General features: G+C 68.8%; 21 protein-coding genes. 14 read left to right on the plus strand and 7 right to left on the minus strand.

Annotated features, from left to right (window positions below; translation table 11 throughout):
- Window positions 1-5: 5 nt before the first annotated feature.
- On the minus strand, window positions 6-434 hold the full coding sequence (locus JW364_RS14720; protein WP_058251345.1) for a hypothetical protein: 429 nt from the start codon (window positions 432-434) through the stop codon (window positions 6-8).
- A gap of 73 nt (window positions 435-507) precedes the next feature.
- Between JW364_RS14720 and JW364_RS14725 the strand changes: the two genes are divergently transcribed.
- The 7 genes from JW364_RS14725 to JW364_RS14755 all read left to right on the plus strand — a co-directional run bounded on the left by JW364_RS14725 (window position 508) and on the right by JW364_RS14755 (window position 7,998).
- Window positions 508-3,453 (plus strand): Na+/H+ antiporter subunit A, encoded by a 2,946-nt coding sequence (locus JW364_RS14725; protein WP_068970675.1) that lies wholly within the window; start codon window positions 508-510, stop codon window positions 3,451-3,453.
- On the plus strand, window positions 3,450-4,244 hold the full coding sequence (locus JW364_RS14730; protein WP_065630107.1) for a Na(+)/H(+) antiporter subunit C: 795 nt from the start codon (window positions 3,450-3,452) through the stop codon (window positions 4,242-4,244). Before JW364_RS14725 ends, JW364_RS14730 begins: the two co-directional genes overlap by 4 nt.
- Complete coding sequence (locus tag JW364_RS14735) at window positions 4,241-5,857, plus strand: Na+/H+ antiporter subunit D (protein WP_058251348.1); 1,617 nt, start codon at window positions 4,241-4,243, stop codon at window positions 5,855-5,857. Before JW364_RS14730 ends, JW364_RS14735 begins: the two co-directional genes overlap by 4 nt.
- Window positions 5,854-6,711 carry a Na+/H+ antiporter subunit E gene (locus tag JW364_RS14740; RefSeq protein ID WP_058251349.1) on the plus strand — a complete coding sequence of 286 codons (858 nt, stop codon included), beginning with the start codon at window positions 5,854-5,856 and terminating at the stop codon, window positions 6,709-6,711. Before JW364_RS14735 ends, JW364_RS14740 begins: the two co-directional genes overlap by 4 nt.
- Window positions 6,708-6,971 (plus strand): monovalent cation/H+ antiporter complex subunit F, encoded by a 264-nt coding sequence (locus JW364_RS14745; protein ID WP_068970674.1) that lies wholly within the window; start codon window positions 6,708-6,710, stop codon window positions 6,969-6,971. Before JW364_RS14740 ends, JW364_RS14745 begins: the two co-directional genes overlap by 4 nt.
- Window positions 6,968-7,300: a monovalent cation/H(+) antiporter subunit G gene (mnhG, locus tag JW364_RS14750; RefSeq protein ID WP_068970673.1), complete on the plus strand. Its 333-nt coding sequence runs from the start codon at window positions 6,968-6,970 to the stop codon at window positions 7,298-7,300. Before JW364_RS14745 ends, mnhG begins: the two co-directional genes overlap by 4 nt.
- A gap of 308 nt (window positions 7,301-7,608) precedes the next feature.
- Entirely contained in the window at window positions 7,609-7,998 is a 390-nt protein-coding gene (locus JW364_RS14755) for a DUF1304 domain-containing protein (protein WP_058251352.1), read from the plus strand.
- A gap of 38 nt (window positions 7,999-8,036) precedes the next feature.
- Here the strand turns inward: JW364_RS14755 and JW364_RS14760 are convergent, their stop codons facing one another.
- The 4 genes from JW364_RS14760 to JW364_RS14775 form a co-directional block, all read right to left on the minus strand.
- Window positions 8,037-9,164 carry a glutamate--cysteine ligase gene (locus JW364_RS14760; RefSeq protein ID WP_058251353.1) on the minus strand — a complete coding sequence of 376 codons (1,128 nt, stop codon included), beginning with the start codon at window positions 9,162-9,164 and terminating at the stop codon, window positions 8,037-8,039.
- Window positions 9,165-9,197: 33 nt separating this feature from the next.
- On the minus strand, window positions 9,198-9,878 hold the full coding sequence (locus JW364_RS14765; protein ID WP_065630469.1) for a superoxide dismutase family protein: 681 nt from the start codon (window positions 9,876-9,878) through the stop codon (window positions 9,198-9,200).
- 85 nt (window positions 9,879-9,963) lie between these two features.
- The gene (locus JW364_RS14770; RefSeq protein ID WP_065630470.1) at window positions 9,964-10,449 is read right to left on the minus strand and encodes a LytR C-terminal domain-containing protein; all 486 of its coding nucleotides are present in this window, start codon (window positions 10,447-10,449) and stop codon (window positions 9,964-9,966) included.
- A gap of 47 nt (window positions 10,450-10,496) precedes the next feature.
- Window positions 10,497-10,862, minus strand: coding sequence for a DUF3263 domain-containing protein (locus tag JW364_RS14775; protein ID WP_205333757.1), 366 nt, complete (start codon window positions 10,860-10,862; stop codon window positions 10,497-10,499).
- 273 nt (window positions 10,863-11,135) lie between these two features.
- Between JW364_RS14775 and JW364_RS14780 the strand changes: the two genes are divergently transcribed.
- The 4 genes from JW364_RS14780 to JW364_RS14795 are packed head-to-tail and all read left to right on the plus strand — an operon-like array spanning window position 11,136 to window position 14,397.
- Window positions 11,136-11,981, plus strand: a complete 846-nt coding sequence (locus JW364_RS14780) for a triacylglycerol lipase (protein ID WP_205333756.1) — start codon at window positions 11,136-11,138, stop codon at window positions 11,979-11,981.
- A gap of 20 nt (window positions 11,982-12,001) precedes the next feature.
- Window positions 12,002-12,604 carry a peptide deformylase gene (locus JW364_RS14785; RefSeq protein WP_159369990.1) on the plus strand — a complete coding sequence of 201 codons (603 nt, stop codon included), beginning with the start codon at window positions 12,002-12,004 and terminating at the stop codon, window positions 12,602-12,604.
- 12 nt (window positions 12,605-12,616) lie between these two features.
- Window positions 12,617-13,612 (plus strand): GNAT family N-acetyltransferase, encoded by a 996-nt coding sequence (locus tag JW364_RS14790; protein ID WP_205333755.1) that lies wholly within the window; start codon window positions 12,617-12,619, stop codon window positions 13,610-13,612.
- On the plus strand, window positions 13,609-14,397 hold the full coding sequence (locus tag JW364_RS14795) for an exodeoxyribonuclease III (RefSeq protein ID WP_205333754.1): 789 nt from the start codon (window positions 13,609-13,611) through the stop codon (window positions 14,395-14,397). The genes JW364_RS14790 and JW364_RS14795 overlap by 4 nt, the downstream gene beginning before the upstream one ends.
- A gap of 3 nt (window positions 14,398-14,400) precedes the next feature.
- Here JW364_RS14795 and JW364_RS14800 read toward each other — a convergent pair whose 3' ends face one another.
- Entirely contained in the window at window positions 14,401-15,147 is a 747-nt protein-coding gene (locus tag JW364_RS14800; protein WP_205333753.1) for a siderophore-interacting protein, read from the minus strand.
- A gap of 105 nt (window positions 15,148-15,252) precedes the next feature.
- Window positions 15,253-16,902, minus strand: coding sequence for a long-chain-fatty acid--ACP ligase MbtM (gene mbtM / locus JW364_RS14805; RefSeq protein ID WP_078111733.1), 1,650 nt, complete (start codon window positions 16,900-16,902; stop codon window positions 15,253-15,255).
- A gap of 378 nt (window positions 16,903-17,280) precedes the next feature.
- On the opposite strand from mbtM, the gene JW364_RS14810 reads away from it, so the two are divergent.
- From JW364_RS14810 to JW364_RS14820, 3 genes are read left to right on the plus strand one after another with little or no spacing between them, the layout of a single operon-like run.
- Window positions 17,281-20,991, plus strand: a complete 3,711-nt coding sequence (locus tag JW364_RS14810) for a non-ribosomal peptide synthetase (protein ID WP_205333752.1) — start codon at window positions 17,281-17,283, stop codon at window positions 20,989-20,991.
- A gap of 57 nt (window positions 20,992-21,048) precedes the next feature.
- A complete protein-coding gene (locus tag JW364_RS14815; protein ID WP_205333751.1) occupies window positions 21,049-21,657 on the plus strand; it encodes a GNAT family N-acetyltransferase in 609 nt (202 codons plus the stop codon).
- 4 nt (window positions 21,658-21,661) lie between these two features.
- Window positions 21,662-23,476 carry an IucA/IucC family siderophore biosynthesis protein gene (locus tag JW364_RS14820; RefSeq protein ID WP_159369984.1) on the plus strand — a complete coding sequence of 605 codons (1,815 nt, stop codon included), beginning with the start codon at window positions 21,662-21,664 and terminating at the stop codon, window positions 23,474-23,476.
- Window positions 23,477-23,481 lie beyond the last annotated feature (5 nt).

Here is a 23,481-nt window from a genome sequence, read left to right on the forward strand (position 1 = left end):
TGCGACTACTCCACGTTGACCAGATAGAAGACCGACGACCCACCGCCCGCGGCCTGCGGGGACGCGCCGATCTGGACCCAGTAGGTCGAACCCTCCTTGGTCGCCGACAGCACGACGACCGATTGTCCACCCTCGGTCGAACGGTGCGATTCGACGTAACCGGCCTCGGTGAGCGTCTCGGTCGCGGCCTCGAGCTGATTGCCCGCGTTGGCCGGGCCCTGCACCGCGACCTCCCAACCGTCGGAGCGACTGCCGCTCGCCGAGAGCACGTGACCGTCGATGAGCGGGACCTGCGCGGCCGGGAAATCCGACGGCAACGGGACGCCGTCCGGTCCGGCCTGCTCCTCGTCCGCACAACCCACGACGAGGCCGAACACCAGCAGGACAGCGGCGATGCTGACGGCGGTACGCCGGAGCCAGTCGAACCGGAACATACGGGCAACGGTAAAGTAGCCACCGCGGGTGCTCGCCCGTGACACCCCGCCGGGAGAAAGACGGAGTGCCCTTTTGATCTCTGTGTTGGCTGCGTTGGCAGTGTGCGCACTCGTCGCGCCCGCAGTCATCCATTGGATGGGTACCCGCGGTTTCTACGTTCTCGCACTGGCGCCCCTCGGCGCGCTGATCTGGGTCGTGCTCAACTGGCCGCCGGCCGATGCGGCTGCCGCCCGCGTCGAGACGGTCAGCTGGGTCCCATCACTCCAGATGGACATCGCCACCCGCTTCGACACCCTGACCGCGATCCTGTCGGTGCTGATCCTCGGGGTCGGTGCGCTCGTCCTCTGCTACTGCGCCCACTACTTCGACGACGCCCGTCCCCGCGTCGCCGTGTTCGGCGGCGAGATGGTCGCGTTCGCCGCGGCCATGTTCGGCCTCGTCATCTCCGACAACATGCTGGTGCTGTATGTGTTCTGGGAGCTCACGACCGTGCTCTCGTTCATGCTGGTCGGCTTCTACGGGGTGCGCGCGACGGCTCGACGGTCCGCCACCCAGGCGCTGCTGGTCACCACGTTCGGCGGTCTGGCCATGCTCGTCGGCATCATCATGCTGGGCGAGCGGTCGGGCACCTACCTGCTGTCGGAGATCGTCTCGGCACCGCCGACCGGCGTCTACGTCGACATCGCGGTGGTCCTGCTGCTGATCGGCGCGCTCACCAAATCGGCCATCGTCCCGTTCCACTTCTGGCTGCCCGGCGCCATGGCCGCACCGACCCCGGTCAGCGCGTACCTGCACGCGGCCGCGATGGTCAAGGCCGGCATCTACCTCATCGCACGTCTCGCCCCCGCCTTCTCGGTGACGATCAGTTGGCAGATCGCCGTGGTGGGGCTCGGCCTGGTGACGATGGTGCTCGGCGGATGGCGCTCGCTGCGCGAGCTCGACCTCAAACTCATCCTCGCGTTCGGCACGGTGTCCCAGCTCGGCTTCATGGCCGTGCTGGTCGGCATCGGCGACGCGAACGTCGCCATGGCGGGCATCGCGATGCTCGTCGCGCACGCGCTGTTCAAAGCGTCGCTGTTCATGGTCGTCGGCATCATCGACCACTCCACCGGCACCCGCGATGTCCGCAAACTCGCCCGGCTCGGCCATCGTCTCCCGGGGCTGGCGATCACCGCCGCGGTCGCCGGGGCGAGCATGGCCGGCATCCCCGTCACCCTCGGATTCGTCGGCAAGGAAACAGCTTTCGCCTCGGTGTGGGAGACCGGGGCGTTCGTCTCGTGGCAGGCCCACGCCGTCGACATCATCCTGCTGGTCGGCTCGATCATCACCTGTGCCTACACGCTCCGCTTCCTGTGGGGCGCGTTCGGCCGCAAGGTGCGCAGCACCCCGAGTCCGGCGGTCGCCAAGATGCACCCGCCGAAGTGGCCCTTCTACTTCTCGCCCGTGGCGCTCGCCGCGGCCGGTGTGGCGGCCGGCGTGTTCAGCCCGCAGCTAGGCGCTCTCTTCGAGCCGTACGCCGAGACCCTCGACGGGTACGGGCACGAACTCGAGCATCTCGCGCTGTGGCACGGGTTCGGCCTTCCCGTCGTGTTCTCGATCATCGTCATCGTCGGCGGCGCCCTGCTGTTCCTCGGTATCCGCCGGGTCCGCGACCGCGTCTTCGGCTTCCGCCCGCTGGTGAACGCCGACCGCATCTACGACGCAACGCTGCGCGGAGCCGACACCCTGTCGCTGCTGCTGACGCGCAACACCCAGCGCGGGTCACTGCCGGTGACGCAGGGCGTCATCCTGTGCACCGCGATCCTGCTGCCGACCGTCGTGCTGTTCGCCGGCGCTCGCGACCGACTGGAGATCGACTACGACGCCAAGCCGGTCCAGCTGGTGATCGGCGGGTGCATCGTCGCCGCGTCGTTGGCCGCCGTGCTGCTGCGCAACCGCCTCGCCGCGACGCTCGTCGTCGGGATCACCGGCTACGGCTGCGCGATGCTGTTCGCGCTGTACGGCGCCCCCGACCTCGCGCTCACCCAGTTCCTCGTCGAGACGCTCACCCTGGTCATCTTCGTGCTGGTACTGCGCAAGCTGCCCGCCGAACCGGAGAAGCGGCACGCCACCGGGTTCAAGCCGCTGCGCGCCCTCATCGGACTCGCCTTCGGCGCGATGCTGGTCCTGATCGGGTTGTTCGCGGCGTCCGCCCGCTCGACCGAACCGCTGCACGTCGACCTGCCCGAGGCCGCCTACAAGTACGGCCACGGCGCCAACGCGGTCAACGTCCTGCTCGTCGACATCCGCGCCTGGGACACCCTCGGCGAGGTGTCGGTGCTCATCGCGGCCGCCACCGGCGTCGCGTCGATGGTCTTCCGCAACCGCCGCTTCGGGGCGGCGCCGCGGGTGGCCGACGCCGCCCGGCTGCAGGCCGGCGACAACGGGGACGACGACGATCACGTCCCACCGGACCGCACCACGTGGCTCCTCGGTTCCGGACTGCGCGACCCGCGCCACCGGTCGATGGTTCTCGAGGCCACGACGCGATTGCTGTTCCCGACGATGGTCGTGCTGTCGATCTACTTCTTCTACGCCGGCCACAATGCGCCGGGCGGTGGCTTCGCCGGCGGCCTGACGATGGGTCTCGCGCTCGTCCTCCGCTACCTGGCGGGCGGACGCTACGAACTCGGTGAGGCGCTGCCGATCGAGCCCGGCCGCATCCTGGGCGCCGGCCTGGCCGTCTCGGCGACCACGGCGATCGTCTCGATGTTCCTCGGCGCCCCCGCACTCTCGTCGGCGGTCTTCGAGGTCACCGTCCCGGTCCTCGGCGACATCAAGTTCGTGACCGCCCTGTTCTTCGACCTCGGCATCTACCTGATCGTTGTCGGGCTCGTCCTGGACGTGCTGCGAAGTCTCGGCGCGCGTCTCGATGTGGAGACCACGATCGCCCGCACCGCGGCGCGCATCGAGAACTCGCGTGGCGACACCGCGGCGGACGACGCCGCGAGCACCACCGGCGAGCAGGTGAGCCGATGACCACCAATCTCTCGCTGATGCTGGTCATCGGCGCGATGGCGGCGTGCGGCGTGTACCTGCTGATGGAACGCAGTCTGGTCCGGATGCTGTTCGGGCTCCTGCTCGTCGGCAATGCGCTCAACCTGATGATCATCGTCGTGTCGGGCGGCATGGGGAACCCGCCGATCATGGGCCGGTCGTCGGAGAACCGGGCGTCCGACGCCGATCCCCTCGCGCAGGGCATGGTCCTGACCGCGATCGTGATCATGATGGGCGTCGCCGCGTTCGTCCTGGCGCTGGTCTACCGGCTGTTCGTGATCAATCGGGACGACGACGACGTCGAGGACGACGAGGAGGACGTCAAGATCTTGAGCGGATCGCTGGGGACGGCACCCGACCGCGATCGCAGCGACGATCCACTGACCCTCTCCGACACCCCGACCGGCGATCACTTCGACGACAAGGGCAATCCGCTCACCGCGGAGGAGGCCGCCGCCCGGCACGCCGCGCTCTACGAGACCGACATCATGCCGACGGACTCCGACGTCGTCGACGAGATCGGCGGCGCGGAGGAGGAGCCCGACCCCGAGACCTCGGCGCAGACCGCCGCCCGCGAGGACGGGCCGGACGTGTACGGGCCGGGCGAACTCGGTCCCGACGAGGTAGGTCCCAAGTCGGCCGTCGCACCTCCCGACGGGTCCGGCGAGGACGACGCCGACCCCGACGTCATCGACCAGCGCGAGATGCCGGACCGCGACGTGGTCGGGCCGGACAAGAAGAAGCACGGCGACGAGAACGGGGGTGACCGATGACCCCGCAGGAGTCGTGGATCCCCGTCCTGATCACGCTGCCGACGCTGGTGCCGCTGGGCGCTGCCGCCGTCTCGCTGCTGCTCGGCCGCAGCCCCAAGATCCAGCGGGCGGTGTCGATCGTCGCCATCACCGTCGCGTTCGTCGCGTCGTGCCTGATGCTGTACCTGACCGACCGCCACGGGACCTTCGCGGTCGCGATCGGCGGCTGGGGAGACAAGGGCTACCCGAACGGACCGCTCGGGATCACGCTGGTCGTCGACCAGCTCGCGGCCCTGATGCTCGTCGTCTCGACGATCGTGCTGCTGTGCGTCGTCGTGTACGCGATCGGGCAGGGTATCCGTGACGGCACGGCCCAGCAGCCGACGTCGATCTTCCTGCCGACCTACCTCATCCTGACCGCGGGTGTCTGCAACGCGTTCCTCGCCGGCGACCTGTTCAACCTGTACGTCTCGTTCGAGATCCTGCTGACCGCGAGTTACGTGCTGCTGACCCTCGGGGCGAGCGCCGAACGTGTCCGAGCGGGCGCGTCGTACGTGATGGTGTCGATGGTGTCGTCGCTGATCTTCCTCGCGGGCATCGCGTTCGCGTACGCGACGACCGGCACCCTCAACCTCGCCGAGATGGCCGTGCGCCTCGACGACGTCCCCGACGGGACCCGCAACGCGCTGTTCGCGGTGCTACTCGTGGCGTTCGGCATCAAGGCGGCGGTGTTCCCGCTGTCGACGTGGCTACCCGACTCCTACCCCACCGCGCCGGCACCCGTCACGGCGGTCTTCGCCGGCCTGCTCACCAAGGTCGGTGTGTACGCGATCGTGCGCGCCCACTCGCTGCTGTTCCCCGGCGGCACGATGGACGCGGTGCTGCTGGTCGCCGGCTTGTTGACGATGCTCGTGGGCATCTTCGGCGCGATCGCCCAGGCCGACATCAAGCGACTGCTGTCGTTCACCCTCGTCAGCCACATCGGCTACATGATCTTCGGCATCGCGCTGTCGTCGGACCTCGGGATGTCGGCGGCGATCTACTACGTCGCCCACCACATCCTCGTGCAGACGACGCTGTTCCTGGTCGTCGGCCTGATCGAACGTCAAGCCGGTTCGGCCTCGCTCCGCCGCCTGGGCGGGCTCATCGCCAGCCCCCTGCTGGCCGTCCTGTTCCTGGTACCCGCGCTGAATCTCGGCGGCATCCCACCGTTCTCCGGTTTCATCGGCAAGGTCGCCCTCCTCGAGGCGGGCACCCAGGACGGGTCCGTGCTGGCCTGGATCCTCGTCGCCGGGTCGGTGGTCACCAGCCTGCTCACCCTCTACGTCATGGCCCGCATCTGGACCAAGGGATTCTGGCGACCGCGCGCCGACGCCCCCGAAGGCGATCTCGCCGACAAGGGCCCGTCCGCACTGATCGACGAGAGCGCCGACGACGCCGCGTTCTCCGACCGTGAGGACGTCGGTCGGATGCCCGTGATGATGGTGCTGCCGACGATGGCGATGGTGGCCGCGGGACTCGTGCTCACCCTCTGGGCCGGGCCGATCTTCGACTTCACCGACCATGCGGCGACCGACGTCGTCGACCGCGCCGTCTACGTCGACGCCGTGCTGGGAGTGGGTGGTACCCGATGAGCGCGCAGGATCGGGCCGACGACCGCGCCCGCGGAGCATCCGCGGCGCCCAAGCGGCGGCCGCCGGTCGTCTCGACCAAGGGACCGGTCCTGTCCCTGGTCATCAACGTCTGGCGCGTGTCGCTCCTGTTCGTCTTCTGGCACTTCGTCGGCGCGCTGGTGTGGTTGCGCACGCACACCCGTGTGCCCAGGTGGCTGGGCAGCGACGGCCGCGAGGTCGCGGTCCGGTTGTGGACCATCGCGTGGCTGACGTTCGTCTGGGTCCTGCTGTGGGGCACGCTGTCCTGGGCCAATGTGATCGCAGGGATCGTGCTGGCGATGCTCGTGCTGACCGTGCTGCCGTTGCCGCGGGTCCCGGTCGAGGGCCGTATCCATCCCCTGTCGGTACTGCAGCTCGTCGGCCGTCTGATCGTCGACTTCTTCGTGTCGAGTGTGCAGATCGGCTGGATGGCCATCCGTCCCGGCCGGCCACCGCTGGGCGCCGTGGTACGGGTGCGCGTCGCGATCAAGTCCGACATGGTGCTGACCCTGGCCGTCGACTACCTCAACCTGGTGCCGGGCACCATGGTCCTGGAGATCGACCATCGACGCCGGATGCTCTACGTGCACGTCTTCGACGTCCGTTCGGAGAAGAAGGTGCGGGCCTTCTACGATCAGGTCGCCTATGTCGAGCGGATGTTCATCAAGGCGTTCGAGCGGGACAGCGAATGGCATCCGAGTCCGTTCCACGGCATCGACGAGGACTTCCACCACGTCCGCACGGTGGACCGGTCGGTGGACAACGCCCGGTCGATCGACGACACCGAACCGGAACGTCGACAGGGCGAGCCCGAGCGGGAACGAGGTGACTCATGAGCTACGTCTGGACGATCGCCTCCGCCATGCTGCTCGTCGCCGCGGTGCTGACGATGATCCGCATCCTGCGCGGCCCGACCACGCTCGACCGACTCGTCGCACTCGACGTGCTCATCGCGCTGTGCATGTGCGGCCTGGGGACCTGGGCGGCGTTCAGCCGTGATTCGACGGTGGTCCCGGCGATCGTGGCCCTGGCCCTCCTCAGCTTCGTCGGGTCGGTGTCGATCGCGCGGTTCCGAGTCCGGGACGACCAGACATGATCATCGACATCGTCAGCGCGACGCTGCTGCTCCTCGGATGCCTGATGGCGGTCACCGCCGCCATCGGACTCGTCCGGTTCCCGGACACCCTGAGCCGGATGCACGCGGCCACCAAACCGCAGACCTTCGGCCTGCTCCTCATCCTGCTGGGCGCCGTGCTCCGGCTCGGCGACAACGTCGACAGCGGGATGCTGATTCTCGCCGGGCTCTTCGCCCTGATCACCGCGCCCGTCGTGGCGCATCGGATCGGCCGGCTCGCATACCAGGAGCAACGGGCCCGCGACGGGCTCATGGATCAGCGGGACATGGAGTCACCGGACCGGGACTGACTGCGGACCGATCGTCCGACGCCCCTCGCCGAGCGACAGCAGCGTCGCGCCCGATGGGGGCACCGGCGGTGTTGATGAGCAGACAGCCCTCGCGAGCCGGAGACGTGTCATCGGTCGGCGCCGATCGCAGCCCGTTCAGGTAGTTCTCGGCGGCATCGGCCGCGACGATGCCGGCGGTCAGTGGACGCAGCCGCGGGCGGACTACCTCGTCGAGATAACTGTGTACGGCCGCGTCGAAGAGACCTCGCTTCGATCCGAAGGTCGGAACGCTATTCTCCGACGGGCCCGTCGACAACGAGGAGTACGAAATGGTCATCGCAGGTCTGGTGCTCGCCGCGATCGCGGCGCTCGTCCACGTCTTCATCTTCTATCTGGAGTCCATCGCATGGACGAGCGCGCGCGCACGCGCGACGTTCGGCACCGGAACGGTGGAACAGGCGAGCGCACAAAAGGAACTGGCGTTCAACCAGGGGTTCTACAACCTGTTCCTCGCGATCGCCGTGTTCGTCGGGATCGCCTTTGTCATCGGCGGATCCATCGCGATCGGCGCAACACTCGTCATCACCGGCACGGCCTCGATGGCGGCCGCGGCACTTGTGCTGGCGCTGTCGAGCCCCGACAAGATCGCGGCCGCACTGAAGCAGGGTGTGGTTCCCGCTCTCGGAATCGTCGTGCTCGCCATTGGTCTGGCCCTCTGAGCCCGGGCCCTGCCTCCCGGATCTCGCGCCGACCGAGATCAGGGAGCGTCCAGCTCGGCGACCACCGACGCGACCACCTCGCGTAGCGACCCGGTGCGACGATGCACGTCACGCTGCCGCTGATAGCTCGCGCCCTGGGCGATGATGCGCTCGACGCCGGCCAGCTCGTCGACGCAATCGAGTTCGCGCGCAATCGGTTCGAGTCGTTCGAGCAGAGCGGTGAGGTCCTCGGTCACGAGTTTCTCGGTGCAGTCGGAGTCGAGGATGACGATGGCGTCGAGTCCGTAGCGGGCTGCCCGCCATTTGTTCTCCTGGACGAGCCAGGGCGCCATCGTCGGCAGCTTCTCGCCCGCCGAGAACCGCCGGTCCAGGTCGACGACCAGGCAGTGGATGAGCGCGACGATCGCCGACAGCTCGCCGAGGTTGGTCATGCCGTCGCACACGCGGACCTCGATGGTCCCCAGATGCGGGGAAGGCCGGATGTCCCAGCGGATCTCGTTGAGATGGTCGATGATCCCGGTCGTCTTCTGGTCTGCGACGAAGGCCTCGAACTGCTCCCAGGTCTCGAACTGGAACGGCAGCCCGGCGGTCGGGAGTTGCTGGAACATCATGGCGCGATTGCTCGCGTATCCGGTGTCCTGACCGGCCCACATCGGCGACGACGAGGACAGCGCGAGCAGGTGCGGATAGTAGTTCAGGAGCGCGTCGAGAACGGGTAACACCTTGTCGCGGTGGCTGATCCCGACGTGGACGTGCACGCCCCAGATCAGCATCTGCCGCCCCCACCACTGGGTGCGCTCGATCAGCTCCGCGTATCGGTGACCCTCGGTGAGCAGTTGGGTCGAGTACTCCGCGAACGGATGCGTACCGGCGCCGTACAGATCGACGCCGAGGTCCTCGGTCAGCCCCCGCACCACGCCGAGCGTGCCCGTGAGGTCGGCGATCGCCTCGCCCGCGGTCCGGCAGATGCCGGTCACCAACTCGACGGTGTTGCGCAGCAGCTCCTTGTGGATTCTGCCCGCGAAGTCGGGATGGTGTTCGCCGACGGCGGCGAAGAGCGCCGCCGCCGAGTTCGACAGATCGCCGGTTCCCTTGTCGGTCAGGGCGAACTCCCATTCGACCCCGAGGGTGGGGGTCGGTGACCCGTCGAACTCGATCGGTGTCATGTGCTCAGGTGGCGTCGGACGGCGCCAGAACCCCTAGCTCTCCTCTTCGATGACACCGCACGCGATGCGTGCGCCGGCGTCGCCGGTCCGCAGGGTGTCGGGGTTCGGGCCGCCCGGGTACTTGTCAGCCGGGATGTTCCCGAAGTTGTCGGGCTTCTCGTGGATCATGATCGACTTGCCGATCAGCTGCTGGATGGTCACCGCGTCGGTCGTGGTGACCGTCCGGCCGGTGTGGTCCTCGAGGATGTTGATCGAGATCAGATCTCCGCTCGAGGGATGATCGGTGTTGCCGTCCACCTGCAGATGTCCGCCCGCCGAGGTGAACGCCTGCGAGCCGCCGGCGCCCGCGTCACAGGTGCCGGTCTCGTGGATGTGCATGCCGTGGAACCCGGCCGGCAGCTCACCGGCGGTGACGCGCACGTTGATGGTGACCGGCTCGGCGGTTTCGGTGGCCGCGGTGAAGGTTGCTTGGCCCACGACCTCGCCGGAGGTGTCCTTGATCTCGGCGACGGCGATCTGGCCGCTGGGCTCGCCGTCGACGTCGTCCTCGGCGCCCGGCGGGAGCGGCGCATCGCTGACGACGGGCGGCGTCGTGCCCGGGACGTCCGTGGGCTCCTGGTCGGGGCTGCACCCGGCCAGTGTCACGCCGATCAGTCCTGCGGAGAACAACGCGGCGAGAGCGCGGGGCGCGGCGAGTGTGGAACGTCCGGACATGTCACTCCTTGGTTGGCGGACAGTGGTTTTCGGTAATTCTCGGTTCAGCTGTTTCGTGATTCAGAGGTTCACGGCTCGGCCCGGGTCATGCGCCGCTGACCGCGGTCACCACGACCACCGGGATGCCGCCGCGGCACCGGGTGAACGAGGCCGGCCGCTCCTCGACCGCGACCTGGCCGCCGAGTGCCTCGGCGACCTCGTCGGCCTGGGCCTTGTCCGTGTCGTCCTCGTGGAAGACCGTGTTCTCGCTGAACCCGCCCGCGGTGTAGTTGCCGGGCTCCGCCATCTGGTAGCCCCTGGCCTCCAGCAGATCGGTGACGTCCGAGGCGAGGCCCGCGACCTGGCCGGCGTTGATCACGCAGAGCCGCTTGTCGGTCGACGCCGCGCTCGTGGACGCCGGCGTCGACGTGGGCGACGAACTCACGGTCGTCGCGGCCTCGGTCGTCGGGGCGTCGTTCCCGGCGGTCGCCGCGGAATGCCAGCCGAGGCCGATGAAGACCACGGCGACTGCGAAGAGCATCATCGCCCCCGCACGAAGCGGCAGGCGATTGGGCTCACGATCTGCATTCATCACCGACGACCTTAACGCACCGCGCGAGGGCGAACGGGTTCAGCGTCTCAGGTGATCTCGAAGCCCAGACGGCGCGCCGCACGGGCCTTCTGACGGGTCGCGCGCAGGCGCCGGAGCCGCTTGACGAGCATCGGATCGGCCGCGAGCGCCTCCGGCCGGTCGACCAGCGCGTTGAGCACCTGGTAGTACCGGGTCGCCGACAAACCGAACAGCTCTTTGATCGCTTCTTCCTTGGCGCCGGCGTACTTCCACCACTGGCGCTCGAACGCGAGGATGTCGTGTTCGCGGCGGGTCAGACCGTCCGCGCCGACCTCGTGCGGATCGACCGGCCGGCCGGCCGCCCCGGCCTCTGCTTCCTGGCCGGGGGTGGGTTGATCGCCCTGTTTCTGGCTACGCGCAGCTGCGCCGTCCATCTCACTCCCTCAGATACCAGTCGACGACCTCACACCACCGCTGACGTGCACCTATTCGCGATGCGACGCGGGCGCGGACGTCTCCTCACGGAGACGAATGACAGCGGTGTGGTTCGCAGCCAATCTAACCACGGCGGGCCGGTCCGATCGCGGTGTGACTCGCCACGGCGCGCATCACGACCATTCCGTCGGACGGCGGCCGCTGTTAGGCTGCCCTCACTCATCCCCGTCCGGGATGGGTCGAGGCGGGGGACAGAGATGACGACGGTCGGGATGACGACAACCGGATCCGGGGTGGCGAGGACCCGGCGAGCAGTGTTGGGAGCCATCGCGGCGCTGGCCTCCACGGCCGCCGGCGCGACCGCGGCACTCGCCGCGCCCGCTGCCGCCGCGCCCGCCGAGCGCGTCGTGGTCATCGTGCCCGGCCAGCAGCTCTACGCCGGCAACGCACAGAACGAGGAGACGTTCCGTCCGCTGGCCGAGGCGATCCGCGCCGACGGGAACACCGTGGTGTACGCGCACGCCGGGGGACGCGACGTGGCGTCCGACGCCCGGCTGATCCAGCGGACGATCGCACCTTTCGCCGGCACCGCGAAGTCGATCGGGCTCGTCACCCACAGTGCGGGCGGGCTCGGCGCCCGGCACTACCTGAAGTTCCTCGGCGGGTCCGACGTCGTCGACGAGTACGTCGCGATCGGGACCGCCCAGTACGGCTCGCCCGGCGGTTGCGCGCAGCCGCGCGACGGCGGTTACGACACCTGCATGTACGCCGACGCGGTCACCGAGCTCAACCGTGGTCCCGACGCCCCCGGCCCCACCCGGTACTCGGTGGTGCAGAGCGACGGCGAATGGACCGGCGGTCGCCTCGACGGAACCGCACAGTGCCGCGCATACTCCCCCGTCCCCCTGGCGAACACCGGGTACGACCACGTCATCGAGATGCGCGACCCGACGATCATCGCCAACGTGCGGACGTCGCTGCGCGGGTCGTGCGCGGGCTCGGTGGTGACCGAGCCGGTCGACAGCTTCGACTGGCAGTCGACGCTGTTCCCCGGCATTCCCGGCCCTGCCGGTGACGCCATCCGCGACGCCGTACCCGGCGTCGTTCCTGCGCCCTGAGCAGCGCTAAGGTGATCGCCATGGCGATTCTCCCGATCTGCATCGTGGGCGAGCCGGTCCTGCACCAGCCGACCACTCCGGTCCCCCTCGACGCGGACGGCCGTCCGTCCGATGAGGTCGTCGGCCTCATCGACGACATGTACGAGACCATGGACGCCGCCCACGGTGTGGGCCTGGCCGCCAATCAGGTGGGCGTCGGGTCCCGGGTGTTCGTCTACGACTGCCCCGACGGCGACCGCTCGGCGGCCCGCCGCCGCGGCGAGGTCATCAACCCGGTCCTCGAGACCTCCGAGATCCCCGAGACCATGCCGGATCCCGACGACAACGACGAGGGATGCCTGTCGGTGCCGGGTGAGCAGTTCCCCACCGGCCGTGCCGACTGGGCCCGCGTCACCGGCACCGACCGGACCGGCGCCGAGGTCGTCATCGAGGGCGAGGGGTTCTTCGCCCGGATGCTCCAGCACGAGGTCGGCCACCTCGACGGCTTCCTCTACGTCGACGTGCTCGTGGGGCGCAACGCCCGGGCCGCGAAGAAGGCGATCAAACGCAACAAGTGGGGGGTCCCCGGTCTGACGTGGACGCCCGGCGAGGTCGCCGACCCGTTCGGGCACGACGACGACTGATCTCGCTTCCGCGTGGAGGTCTCATTGTCGGGTGCCGTCGCGGGCGACCGCGTCGTCGTTCGCTATCTGCTGGGCGATGCGACCCCCGCCGATTGGCGGGGAGATCCCGCGGCCGCCCGGTTGGACGTGACGGGCGTCCTGCTCGACGACTCCGACCCGCTGCGGATACGACGCGACGACGAGGAGTTGTCGATCCCGTTCGCGGCGATCACCTCGGTCCGTCTGTTGTCCGCGAAACCGTTGCGCAACAGCGAGATCCGCGCGCTCGAGCACGCCGTCGCCCTCGCCTGGCCCGGTGTCGAGACGGAGTGGGTCGACGGCTGGCTCCTGCGGGCCGGTCACGGATTCAGCAGACGCGCCAACTCAGCTGTGCCCCTTGAACGCCACGCACGTCCCGACGCCGCGACCCTGCGACATATCGGTGAGTGGTACGCCGACCGCGGCCTCCCTCCGCTCCTCGCCTCCCCGGATCGCCTCATCCCGTCGGGCTCCGTTCCCGGAGACCCCGGGGTCGAGGTACAGATGCTGACCGCCGACCTGCCGGGGCTCCGCGCGCGCACCGGCGAGATGCACGGACGGACAGTACAACTCGATCCGCAACCGGACACCCGCTGGTTGAGCGCATACGCCGGTGGGCGCGCGTCGCGCGGACTCGACACCGTGGCCGGCGTCGTGACCGCCGGGGACGGCCCGATGACCTTCGCGACCGTCGACGACGCAGCAGCGATCGGGCGGGGTTCGGTGACCGAGTCGCCGGACGGACACCGGTGGCTGGGGTTGACCGCCCTGTGGACCGACCCGGGCTCGCGCGGGGGCGGGCTATCCTCCGCGGTGGTCGCGGCGCTGACGGCGTGGGGGGTCGAGCAGGGCGCCGACTCGGTCTACCTGCAGGTCGAGTCCACCAACCGGTTGGCCGGATCGTGGTATCGCCGCCTGGGTTTCTGGCTGCATCACACCTATCGCTATGTGACACCGCACGTGCCGGCCGCGTCGGAGGACATCCGATGAGGATCGCCACCTGGAACGTCAACTCGATTCGCGCCCGGTCCGAGTCCGTCGTCGCCTGGGCGGAGACCGCCGGCATCGACGTTCTCGCGATGCAGGAGACCAAGTGTCACGACGACGCGTTCCCGCTGATGAGTTTCCTCGCCGCCGGTTACGACGTCGCGCACGTCGGGCAAGGCGCCTACAACGGTGTCGCGATCGCCTCACGGGTCGGGCTCGACGAGGTCGAGATCTCCTTCGACGGCGTGCCGACGCACCCGGTCGACGGCCAGCCGATCCGGGAGGCGCGGTCGATCTCCGCGCGCTGCAACGGCGTTCGCGTCTGGAGTCTCTACGTACCCAACGGCAGGACACCCGACGACCCGCACTACACCTACAAGCTCGCCTGGCTCGACGCGCTGCGGAATCACATCTCCCTGCGGCTGGCCCACGACCCCGCCGCGGACATGATGCTCGCCGGCGACTGGAACGTCGCCCAGACCGACGACGACGTGTGGGATCGCGAGTACTTCGAGGGACGCACACACGTGACCCCACCCGAACGCGCCGCAGTGCAGGGGTTCCTGGAGGCCGGCCTCGTCGACTCGGCCCTTCCGTACGCCCCGGGGTACACCTTCTGGGACTACACCCAGCTGCGGTTCCCCCGGAACGAGGGCATGCGCATCGACTACGCGTTCTGCTCACCCGCTCTCGACACCCGCATCATGGGCGCCGTCGTCGATCGCGCCGCGCGAAAAGCGAAGGGCGCCAGCGATCACGCCCCCGTGGTCTTCGACGTCGCCGACTGATCGTCAGGCGAACGACTTCCCGACGATCCAGTAGGCCTGCGACTTCACCGACTTCTTGGGGATCCCGTACTCGCCTTTGAACAGTCCCGCGACTGCACGGGTGCTCGTCGAATCGAGTGCGACCCAACCGAAGTGGTCGGCGGCATCGAAGGCGGCGGATCGGACCGCGTCGACGAGGGCCGCGCCGTCGCGCTCACGCGGAAGCCAGTGCACCGTGTCCTGCGCGCGGGCGCGCAGCGGCAGCAACCTGTCGCTCTCGTGCTGATACTCGAACCAGATCGTCGCACCCGCCCCGGAGTCGCCGAGCGAGTCCAGCAGCGAATTGATCGCCGGTAGCGAGGCGGTGTCGCCGGCGACGAGCCATCCCGCCGGCGCGGGGTCGGGGATCGCGAACTTCGAGCCCATCAGGGTCGCGCCGATGGCGTCACCCACATGTGCGTCCTGAGCCCATCGGGCGGCGGTGCCGTCGTGGATCGCGAACTCGATGTCGAAGGTGTCCGTCGCCGGGTCGGGATCGACGAGCGTGTACCCGCGCTGATGCAGCTTGCCGCCGTCGGCGAACCAGAGGCGCACCCACATGGTCGGGTGGATCGCGGAACCGGTGAGGAGCCCGCCACCGTGGAAGCGCAGTCGCAGATAGTGATCCGTCACCGCCTCTTTGCCGGTGAGGGTGAAGGTGAAGTCGTCACCGCCCAGGATCTTCATGACGGCGCCCTGCCAGCCGCGCCCCTTCGTGGATACCTCGCTCATGTCTGAACCTCTCTACAGTGCCTCCCCGGCCCGGGGTCCGGGCCGGGGAGACACTGTCATTCTCGTGACCGTCGGCATGACACGACGCACCACGGAAAACCGGACCTACTGGAAGGTGCCGTTCTCGACCATCTGACGGGCCTCGAGGCGACGGATCTTGCCGGATGTGGTGCGCGGCACCGAGTCCGGCGCGACGAAGATGACCTCGGCGGGCATGATCCCGCACGCCGACGCGACCTCGGAGTTGACCTCTGCACGCGCCTGGTCGGGATCGGACCCCTTGTACTCGGCGAGGATCACCAGGCCCGGCCGGGCCGAACCCTCCCCCCGCGCCATGGCGACGACGCCGCCGCGACGCACACCGGCGACTTCGGCGGCCGCGCGCTCGATCTCGATCGGGAACAGGTTGCGGCCCGCGACGATGATGACCTCCTTGGCCCGGCCGCAGATCACCAGCCGATCGTCGATCAGGTAACCGAGGTCGCCGGTCGAGAACCATTCGCCCGCACCGAGATCGGCGTCGCCCAGGTAGCCGCGCATCATCGACGCGCCGCGGATCTCCACGTGTCCGACGTTGCGCCCGTCGATGACCGGGACGTCGACATTCGGCTCGACGATGCGAACCTGCATGCCGCCCAGCGGCTTACCGAGGATCGCGTACCGGCGGCGAATGGGCTCGCCACCGCCGGGCGGGGTCACGGTGACCTCGTCGTAGTGCACCCCCTCGCCGACCGCGGGCATCGTCACCGCGCAGGCGGATTCGGCCATACCGTAGGCGGGTGCCGCGGCGGAACGATCGAATCCGAACGGCGCGGTCGCCTCGAGGAACTTGTCGAAGGCATCGGCGTCGATCGGCTCACCGCCGCTGATCGCGACGCGCAGGTGTGAGAGGTCGATGTCGCGCAGCAGTTTGCCGTAGCGGCCGAGGATGTCGTAGGCGAAGTTCGGCGCCGCGGTGACGGTCGTCTTGGTCTCGGTGAGCCACTGCATCCACTTGAAGGGCGCCGCCGCGAAGGCGGTGTTCGGCACGATGTAGGCGGGGATGCCGGTGGTCATCCCGGCGAGCAGGAACATCAGACCCATGTCGTGGTAGAGCGGCAGCCAGCTGAACCCGGTGTCGCGGGTGCGGTGGAGGCCGAGCCGGCTGACCAGTTCGATGGCGTTCGAGTAGACGGCCGAGGCCGTCAGGGCGACGGTCTTGGGGTCTCCGGTCGATCCGGCGGTTCCCTGGAGGACGGCGATGGTGTTGCCGTTGACGTTACGGGCGACGAAGTCGGTGGTGTCGGCGCCGAGGCCGTACTCGCCCACTCGCGCGATGTGCAGCCGTCCCTCGACCTTCGACAGCAGGTCGAGCTGGGCTCCGCTGCCGAGGACGGTGCCGACGCCGATCGACACGTACCGGTGGTAGGTGTTCTGCGCCCATCGCTCCTCGTCGGCCCCCCGGATGGGGCCCGGCAGGATGGTGACCGGAACACCGGCGAGCCACGCGCCCTGGATGGCGGCGATCAGGTCCACCGTGGGGTCCCCGATGAGGCCGAGCGCCTGCGGCTCGTGCAGTTCGCTGTCAGCCAGCAACTGGACCGCGATCTGCTCCGCGCGGGCATGGACCTCGCGCCACGGCGCCGTCACCCACTCGCCGGTGTCGGAGTCCAGGACGGACAGACTCGTATCCCCCGCCAGCATCGCCTCACGAACGGTGGCCGCCAACGCATTGGTCGAGCCCGCTTCCTCCAGGATCACGCTGTTCTGCGACATTCTCGTTTCCCGTTCTCGCCAGCACCTGGCGTCGGTCGTCTGATCGTCTTCCGGTCGTGTGAGCGACCGAGTGGTCATACCGCGGGTCGTCCCCGACCGCTGGTCTCGGCGAACACAACTGCTCGCACCATTTGGGTAGGGTAGCCTAATCTTTCTCGGACACAAGACCCCGAGTCGATCATCGCGACTACGTGATCCGCGTCATCCGATGAGACCAATACGTGAAACTTAGGCTAACCTAATTCGCGTCGGCTCGCGGGGCCCTCGCCGACATTGCCCAGAGATTGGGCGGAGCGGTTAGTTAGTATAACCTACCCTAAATGCGGGTTCCCCGGACTGAGTAAACATCTCACCGAACTGCGAGAGGCACGCCGGCTGATGGCCACGAATTCCCAGACCACGGATCTTGTCACCGCGGCCGACATCGTCGCCGAGGTGTCCGAGGCCCTCGGCCTGACGCCCGAGTCGATAGACCCGGAGCAGGACCTCATCGCCCAGGGACTCGACTCGCTGCGGATGATGCGACTGGCCGGCACCTGGCGCAAACGCGGCCTCGACGTCGACTTCGCCCGCCTCGCCGCACAACCCACGGTCACGGCCTGGGCGGCACTTCTGCGCTCCTCGGCCGGTCGGCCGAGCGACGCGAACCCGGCCGGTGCCGGCGCGGCCGCCGCCGCGACTTCGGACATCCGCGACCAGGTGGCCACGGCGCTCGGCGTGACCCCCGAGTCGATCGACCCCGAGCAGGACCTCATCGCACAGGGACTCGACTCGCTGCGGATGATGCGACTGGCCGGCACCTGGCGCAAACGCGGCCTCGACGTCGACTTCGCCCGCCTCGCCGCGCAACCGACCATCACCGCGTGGGCGGCGTTGCTGGGCGGCACGCCCGCGCCGACCACCGACGACCTCGCACCTTCGTCATCGGAACCGACCGAAGGACCGTTCCCCCTCGCTCCGATGCAGCACGCCTACTGGATCGGCAGGTCGGACAGCCACGCGTTCGGCAATGTCGCCGCTCACCTCTACATCGAGTTCGACGGTTCCGACGTCGACCGCGACCGCTTCACCTCGGCGATGGCCGCGCTGCTGGAACGCCACCCGATGCTGCGCGTCCGAGTACTTCCCGACGGCACCCAGGAGATCGGCCCGGCACACCCCGAAGCCATTGCGGTGCACGACCTTCGGGAACACTCACCGGAGACGGTCGAGCAGGTCCTGGCGGCCCGCCGCGCGGACGGCACCCACCGCGCCCTGCCGGTCGACGAGGGAGCGGTGATCCGCGCCGAACTGAGTCTGCTGCCGGGGAACTCGACCCGTGTCCATCTCGACGTCGACATGATCGCCGCCGACGCGATGAGCTACCGCGTCCTCGTCGACGACTTCGCTCGCCTGTACCGCGGCGAGTCCCTGCCGGAACTCGGCGTCACCTTCGCGACGATCACCGCGGATCGCACGTCGCGGGAGATCCGCGACGACGACGTGACCTGGTGGCGCGAAAGGATTCCCACACTCCCCGGCCCGCCCGAACTCCCGCTCGACGAACGTGCGATGCGCGGCGATGTCGAACCGCACAGCGTCCGCCTCCACCATTCGGTGTCCGCGTCGGACTGGAAGCGACTCGAGGAGCACGCGCACCGGCGCGGCGTCACCCCCGCGGCCGCGGTGGCCGCAGTGTTCGCCGAAGCCGTCGGAACACATTCGGCCACATCGCGATTCCTGCTCACCGTGCCGTTGTTCGATCGTCCACAGGTCCATCCGGACGTCGAGCGGGTGGTGGGCGACTTCACGTCGTCGATCCTCGTGGGCGTCGACCTGAGTGAGCCGGCGACGCTCGCCGAACGTGCGCGATCGATGCGGACATCGATGCACGAGGCCGCCGCGCACGGTTCGATGAACGGACTGGACGTGCTTCGCGAACTGAGTCGCCACCGGGGCGAACCGGTGGTCTCGCCGATCGTGTTCACCAGCGCGCTGGGACTGGGAGACCTGTTCTCGCAACAGGCAACCGACGTGCTGGGCGATCCGTCGTGGATCGTCTCGCAGGGTCCGCAGGTGCTGCTGGACGCACAGGTGACCGAGGTGGCCGGCGGGCTGCTCCTCAACTGGGACGTCCGCGCCTCCGACCTCGAACTCACCACCGCACGTTCGATGTTCGACCACTATGTCCGTCTGCTCGGGCTCCTCGTCGACGGTGAATGGGATGCGCCCGCGCCGGACCCGATCACGGCCGAGGTTCGAGCACAGCGCCTTTCGGTGGAGAGTCCACTACCGGCCACCGACACCTTCGACGGCACCCTGCACGGAACCTTCTTCGCCCGCGCCGCCGAGCGTGCCGGGACACCGGCAGTCGTGTCCGACGCACGCACCTGGACCCATGCCGAATTGGCCGACGAGGCCCGCCGAGTCGCCGGAGCCCTGGTCGCAGCCGGGGTCACACCGGGTGACACGGTCGTCGTGCACCTCCCCAAGGGCGGCGACCAGGTCGTCGCCGCACTCGGAGTGCTCGCCGCCGGCGCGGCCTACGTCCCGATCGCCCCCACCCAGCCCCGGGCGCGCCGCGAGCGCATCGTCGACGTCGCCACCCCGGCCGCAATTCTCACCTCCGAACCCTCCGCCTGGACCTCTGCCGAAGCCACCGTGCTCGAGGTGGACGACGCCCGACGCACCGATCCGGTCGACCCGGTCGCGATCGGCGGCGACGCCCTCGCCTACGTCCTGTTCACCTCGGGCTCCACCGGATTGCCCAAGGGCGTACAGGTTCCGCACCGGGCCGCGGTCGCCACGATCACCGACCTCGTCGACCGGTATGCGATCGGAGCCGACGATCGCAGCCTGCAGGTGTCCTCGCTGGAGTTCGACCTCTCGGTCTTCGACATCTTCGGCCTCCTCGCCGTCGGCGGCGCCGTCGTCGTGCCCGGCGACGACGAGCAGACCAAGGTCGACGACTGGGCGCGGCTGCTCACCCAGCACTCGGTGAGCGTGCTCAACTGCGTGCCGTCGATCCTCGGCATGCTCCTCGATCTCGCCCCCCTGCCCGCGTCGCTACGGATGATCATCATGGGCGGCGACAAGGTCGACGTGTCGCTGCTCGAGCGCGTCGGCGCACAGTTGCCCGATTGTCGCGTGGCCGGCCTCGGCGGGACCACCGAGACGGCGATCCATTCCACCATCTGCGAAGCGGATGCCGTCCCGGCCGGAATGGCGTTCGTGCCGTACGGGATTCCGCTCCGCGGCGTCCGCTGCCGGGTCGTCGACGACGCCGGCCGCGACCGTCCCGACCTCGTGCCGGGTGAACTCTGGATCGGCGGAGCCGGCGTCGCCGACGGTTACCGCGGCGACCCGGAGCGCACCGCCGATCGTTTCGTCGAGCACGAGGGACAGCGTTGGTACCGCACCGGCGATCTCGCGCGTTACCTCCCGGGTGGGTTCCTGGACTTCCTGGGCCGCGCCGACCACATGGTGAAGATCCGCGGGTACCGCGTCGAACTCGGTGAGGTCGAGGCCGGGTTGCTGGGTCTGACCGGGGTGGGCTCGGCCGTCGCCTGGTCCGACGGTCGCGACCTGCGTGCCGCGGTGGTACTCACCGACGGATCGACCGAGGACGACGCCGACCTGCGCGCCCGGTTGTCGGAAGCCCTTCCACCGCACATGGTCCCGCGGTCCATCACGGTCCTGGACCGGTTCCCGCTGACTCCGAACGGCAAGCATGACCGCAAGGCCATCGCCGCCGGCGTCCGGTCCGACGACGACGCCGTCGAGGCCGTCGCGCCGCGCGGCCCGGTCGAAGAGGCCCTCACCCTGATCTTCGGCGAGGTCCTGCCGACCCCGCCCGTGAACGTCACCGAGGACTTCATCTCCCTCGGCGGCGATTCCGTCCAGGCCACCCGGGTGGTCGCACTGACGCGCCAGTGGCTCGACGCACCCGGCCTCTCGGTCGCCGACATCTTCTCCCGGCGGACGATCGCGGGGCTCGCCGGACGACTCACCGAACTCGGCGGGGAACGCGCCGAGTTCGTGGCACAGACCTTCCTCGACGTCCTGCAACTCACCGACGAACAGGTGGAGGCCGAGATCGCGCGCGGCTGAGAGCATCCGGCACCTTCTCCGGCACCCCAACAGACCACCACCCAGAGCAAAGGCATCATGACCATTTCCTCCGCCCCGACCTACGACCTGACCTCGGTCGACCTCGACGACGTATCGCACGCCGCGACGGTCCACGGATGGCTCACCCATCCCAAGGCCAAGTACTGGGACATGCTCGACAGCTCGGTTGCCGACGTGGAGAAGATGATTCGCGAGTCGGCCGAGGCCACCGCCGGCACGCCCCACGGAATGCGCCTGGGCTACCACGACGGGCGCCCGCAGTTCCTGTTCGAGCTCTACGACCCGGCCACCAGCGAACTCGCCGCCCCCGCCAGCGGTTACGTACCCGCCGACGGTGACATCGGCATGCACCTGCTGGTCGCCCACGCCGAACAGTCCCTGCCGGGCTTCACCGGCGCGGTGATGCTGCACATCATGCGGACCGCGATCCTGGAGGTCGGCGCCGCGCGCGTCGTCGTCGAGCCCGACGTCCGCAACAAGGCCGTGCACCGCCTCAACGCGAGTGTCGGCTTCCGCGTCGACGGCGACTACCCCGTCGGGAACAAGACCGCGCACCTGAGCTACTGCACCCGAGCCGACTTTCTCGAGGTGACCGACAACGGCAAGTCCGTCGGACCCGTCGAGGTCACGGACCTGGGGGCGTAGATCGTTGACTCTCCAGGACATCGGAACCATTCCGGGATTCGCGACGCGCACGGCCGGGGGGTCGGGTGCGCGAAGCCATCGCCAGACGTACCACACCAGGATCGCGAAGAAGATCCTCGCCGAGTTCTCCCACGAGCGGGCACTCGCCCCGGTGGCGAGTGGCGACGGGTACGTCGTCTCCTCCGCCGACGGCCGCACCGACTACCACTTCCGCGCCGACCGACTCGCCCTGGACAGCTGGGCGATCGACGAGTCGACGCTGCGTCGTGTGCGCGACGGCGCCGAACTCCCCGTCGACGCGGTGGCGATGATCGTCGACCTCGCCCCGTTCCTGGGGATCGGTCCCCAGGCGCTGCCGGAGTACCTCGAGGAGTTCATCAACACCCTGGCGATCAGCGCCGACCGTCCGGACGAACGACGCATCCCGGCAACGGATCTCGCTCACGCCGACTTCCAGACCATCGAGGCGACGATGACGGAGGGGCACCCGTGCATCGTCGCCAACGCCGGCCGTCTTGGTTTCAGCGCGGACGACATCGAGCGCTACGCCCCCGAGGTGGGCAACCACTTCCGACTCGTCTGGCTCGCCGTCCGTCGCGAGGACTGTGACGTCGCCACCGTCAGCGACGTCGACTACGACGCGCTGCTCCTCGACGAGCTCGGACCCGAGACGCTGTCCGACTTCGGGGACGCCCTGCGCGAAGTCGGTTGTGACCCGGCCGATTACCGGTACCTCCCGGTGCATCCCTGGCAGTGGGTCGAGAAAGTACGCAAGCTCTACTCCGCCGACATCGCCGACCAGCGCATCGTCGAGGTCGGCACGAGCCCCGACCTCTATCAGGCACAGCAGTCGATCCGCACGGTGTTCAACGCGACCACCCCGACCCGCAACTACGTCAAGGTCGCACTGTCGATCGTGAACATGGGTTTCACACGCGGGATGTCGGCCGACTACATGCGGACGACGCCGCTGATCAACAACTGGGTCCGTGGACTCGTCGCCGACGACCAGTACCTCGCCGCGATCGGCTTCGAGATGATCTTCGAGGTCGCGGCGATCGGTTACCGCAGTCCGACGTTCACGCCGATCACGCAGCCGGGGTCGGAGTACCGCAAGATCCTGTCCGCGCTGTGGCGACAGAGCCCGGTGCCGCTGGCAGCCGCCGACGAGCAACTGTCGACCATGGCCGCGCTGCTTCACGTCGACCACCTGGGGGAGCCACTGGTCGGCGCGTTCATCGACCGTTCGGGTGTTCCCGCGACCGAGTGGATCCGTCGCTACCTGCGCACCTATCTGCACCCCATCGCCTACCTGCTCTACCGATACGAGCTGAAGTTCTCACCGCACGGGGAGAACCTCATCCTCGTTCTCGCCGAGGGCATCCCGGTGCGAGCGATCCTCAAGGACATCGGCGAGGAGGTATCGGTGTTCGGCGAGGCGGACGGACTCCCGGAGAGTTGCGCCCGCGTCCGGACCACCGAACCGGACGAGATCCGCAACCTGGGTGTGCTGTCGGACGTCTTCGACGACTTCCTACGTCCACTCGCCGAGATCCTGCACACGCACGGCATCATCGGCGACGACGAGTTCTGGTCACTGGTGGCCGAGAGCCTGCGTGAGTTCGTCGCCGCCCACCCCGATCTGGAAGACAGGTTCGCTCGCTGGGATCTGTTCGCACCGGAGTTCGGGGCGGTGCACATGAACGGGCTGCAACTGCGCAACAACAAGCGCATGGTCGACATCGAGGACTCCTACGCATCGCTGATCGACGCGGGTCACCGGCTCGTCAATCCGATTGCGCCGCCGAGGGACCGGTGACGGAG

Origin of the sequence: Gordonia sp. BP-119, assembly GCF_016924115.1 — a bacterium.
Lineage (GTDB): Bacteria > Actinomycetota > Actinomycetes > Mycobacteriales > Mycobacteriaceae > Gordonia > Gordonia hongkongensis.